The following is a 2468-nucleotide window of genomic DNA, read 5'->3' as shown; positions in this document are numbered from 1 at the left end:
CACTTTCTTGTAGGGGCACGTTTGAGATTCGCTCATATACGAATCAACAACTTACGCGACGAACTGTCGAACTCGGGGGCTCGCCTCCAGCCAGGCGGCCATCGCGAGCAGATCCGTCTCGATGAGATGGAAGAGCTCGGATGCGTGCCGGCTCACGATGCGGTTGGTGGCATCAAGCTCTTCGCTCGCCACCCGGATCTGCTCCTCGCGGAACACGCCCAGCAGCACGAACACCATCACCCACAGGATGCCGATCACGGCACCGACAAAGCGCCACACCTGGCGGCGGAAGAAGGACGGCGCCGTATTGAGCTGCCGGGAATCGAACACCATGCGGGGATACGCGCGCGAAGGGAGACTTCCCCCCTAACGGCGGTGCCGGACCTGACTTGATGCCCGGCCACGCGCTTTTCGCCCGCCTGCCCACCTGGCCAGCAGACGAGGCCGACGCTGCCTCAGCCGAGTACCACGGTACGCGCCGACACGCGCCCCTCATGGATCAGCAGCTCCCCGACCGAGATCGGCAGCGTGAAGCGCCTTGGCCCGGCACTGCCGGGATTGACGTAGAGCACGCCCTCGCGCTCCATGATCTTCGGCACATGGCTGTGGCCCGAGATCACCACCCGCACCGCACACGTCATGACATCCGCATCAATCGCCGCCAGATCATGCAGGGCGTAAAGGCCGACGCCGCCCGCATCGAACAGCAGGGTTTCGGGGATCGGCACCGCCCAGGCGCCGTGATCGTTGTTGCCGCGCACCACCTGCAACGGCGCGAGCGCTTCCAGCGCCGTGAGGATGCCCGGCCCGCCGATGTCACCGGCATGCACGATGAGATCGCTGCCGGCCAGAAAGGCCAGCGCCTCCGGCCGCAGGAGGCCGTGCGTGTCGGAAATCAGACCGATGCGCAAATTGCCGGAAGACATGTCATGCACCGAAAAAACGGACCTGCGCCGAGGCCCCGGGAAAGATGGCTCAAGTGAAGCACATCGGGCGGCACTTGTCTGCCATCGCGGGCAGGCTCATGCTCTGCGGTCCGATACGAGCACGGGAGAGTTCCGGATGGCATCCGACCAGGAGTTCATGGATTACGTCTGCGAGCAGATCAATCTGGGCGAGCGGATCAGCAGCCGCCGCATGTTCGGCGAGTACGCGATCTATTGCGATGGCAAGGTGGTAGCGCTGATCACCGACAACCGCGTGTTCATCAAGATGACCGCCGCCGGCCGCGCCTGGGCGCCCACGCTTGCCGAAGCCCAGCCCTTTGCGGGCGCCAGGCCCTGGCTGCTGGTGGGCAGCGAGCTCGATGACCGCGGCTGGTTGAGCGAGCTGGTGTGCGTCACCGAACGCGCGCTGCCGCCGCCGAAACCGAAGAAGAAAAAACTGCCCTGGCACCAGACCTGAGCCGCTGCCGTCATGCCTCAGGCCGTGTCCGGAAGACGCGCCAGATGGGTGACGAGATCGTCGAGCCGGCGCTTGAGTTCGACCAGCTCCGCCACCGGATAGTCCATGCCCCCCAGCAGCTGCATCGGTATGCAGCGGCAGCGTTCGCGCAGTGCCAGGCCTGCCCCGGTCAGCGCGATGTTCACCACGCGCTCGTCCTCGCGCGAGCGCTCCCGCCGGACCAGCCCGCCCTGCTCCAGGCGCTTGAGCAGCGGCGTGAGCGTGTTGGAGGCGAGCTGCGCGCGCTCACCGATGCGTGACACCGCGCAGGGCGCGTCCTGCCACAGGATCATCAGCACGATGTACTGCGGATAGGTGAGCCCCAGCGGCTCCAGCAGCGGCTGATAGAGCCGCGTCACCAGACGCGAGGCCGCATAGAGCGGAAAGCACAGCTGCTGATCAAGGCGCAGCAGGTCCGGGGCGTCGGGCGCGGGCATTCAGGCCTCCAGGGCGGCGCGGATATGGGGCTCGATTTTCTCGGGCCCGGTGAAGGGCGCAAAGCGCCGCAGCACGCGGCCATCGCGCCCGACCAGGAACTTGGTGAAGTTCCAGCGCAGCGGCTGCCCGAGCAGGCCGGGCTTCTCGCGCTTGAGGAGATCAAACACCGGATGCGTGCCGGGCCCGTTCACCTCCACCTTGGCGAACATCGGAAAGCTCACGCCGTAGTTGATCTCGCAGGTCTGCACGATGCTGTCCGCCCCGCCCGGCTCCTGGCGCCCGAACTGGTTGCAGGGAAAACCGAGGATCACCAGTCCCTGGTCGCGGTAGCCGCGCCAGAGCGCCTCGAGCCCGGCGTACTGCGGCGTGAAGCCGCACTGGCTCGCAGTGTTGACCACCAGCACGACCTTGCCGGCGTAATCGGAAAAATCGACTTCACCACCGCGCAGCGCGGTGGCCCTGAGGGAATGGAACGGAGTCATGGTAACGGTACCGGGTTGAAGGACTGGATGCTGGGTGCTGGGTGCTGGGTGCTGGGTGCTGGGTGCTGGGTGCTGGGTGCTGGGTGCTGGGTGCTGGGTGCTGGG

Annotated in this window: 5 protein-coding genes; 1 reads left to right on the top strand and 4 read right to left on the bottom strand. The window is 66.2% G+C overall.

The annotated features are described in order from the left end of the window. Positions 1 to 51: 51 nt before the first annotated feature. Both ABDB87_RS20480 and ABDB87_RS20475 read right to left on the bottom strand, forming a co-directional pair. Entirely contained in the window at positions 52 to 333 is a 282-nt protein-coding gene (locus tag ABDB87_RS20480) for a hypothetical protein (RefSeq protein ID WP_345930564.1), read from the bottom strand. Between the two features lie 122 nt (positions 334 to 455). Then, on the bottom strand, positions 456 to 926 hold the full coding sequence (locus tag ABDB87_RS20475) for a metallophosphoesterase family protein (protein WP_345930562.1): 471 nt from the start codon (positions 924 to 926) through the stop codon (positions 456 to 458). Between the two features lie 136 nt (positions 927 to 1062). On the opposite strand from ABDB87_RS20475, the gene ABDB87_RS20470 reads away from it, so the two are divergent. After that, a complete protein-coding gene (locus tag ABDB87_RS20470; RefSeq protein WP_345930560.1) occupies positions 1063 to 1404 on the top strand; it encodes a TfoX/Sxy family protein in 342 nt (113 codons plus the stop codon). A gap of 17 nt (positions 1405 to 1421) precedes the next feature. Here ABDB87_RS20470 and ABDB87_RS20465 read toward each other — a convergent pair whose 3' ends face one another. Beyond that, the gene (locus ABDB87_RS20465) at positions 1422 to 1880 is read right to left on the bottom strand and encodes a MarR family winged helix-turn-helix transcriptional regulator (protein WP_345930558.1); all 459 of its coding nucleotides are present in this window, start codon (positions 1878 to 1880) and stop codon (positions 1422 to 1424) included. Beyond that, on the bottom strand, positions 1881 to 2363 hold the full coding sequence (locus tag ABDB87_RS20460) for a glutathione peroxidase (protein WP_345930556.1): 483 nt from the start codon (positions 2361 to 2363) through the stop codon (positions 1881 to 1883). It abuts the gene before it with no gap. Positions 2364 to 2468: the final 105 nt, after the last annotated feature.

Origin of the sequence: Uliginosibacterium paludis (assembly GCF_039631355.1) — a bacterium.
Taxonomy (GTDB): Bacteria; Pseudomonadota; Gammaproteobacteria; order Burkholderiales; family Rhodocyclaceae; genus Uliginosibacterium; species Uliginosibacterium paludis.
The sequence above is the reverse complement of the archived record's forward strand: the minus strand, read 5'-3'. Positions and strand labels throughout refer to the sequence as shown.

What these genes read in the sequence shown, in the direction of transcription:
- ABDB87_RS20465 (WP_345930558.1), bottom strand. Translation starts at nt 1,880, where the DNA reads ATGCCCGCGCCCGACGCCCCGGACCTGCTGCGCCTTGATCAGCAGCTG.
- ABDB87_RS20470 (WP_345930560.1), top strand. Translation starts at nt 1,063, where the DNA reads ATGGCATCCGACCAGGAGTTCATGGATTACGTCTGCGAGCAGATCAAT.
- ABDB87_RS20475 (WP_345930562.1), bottom strand. Translation starts at nt 926, where the DNA reads ATGTCTTCCGGCAATTTGCGCATCGGTCTGATTTCCGACACGCACGGC.
- ABDB87_RS20460 (WP_345930556.1), bottom strand. Translation starts at nt 2,363, where the DNA reads ATGACTCCGTTCCATTCCCTCAGGGCCACCGCGCTGCGCGGTGGTGAA.
- ABDB87_RS20480 (WP_345930564.1), bottom strand. Translation starts at nt 333, where the DNA reads ATGGTGTTCGATTCCCGGCAGCTCAATACGGCGCCGTCCTTCTTCCGC.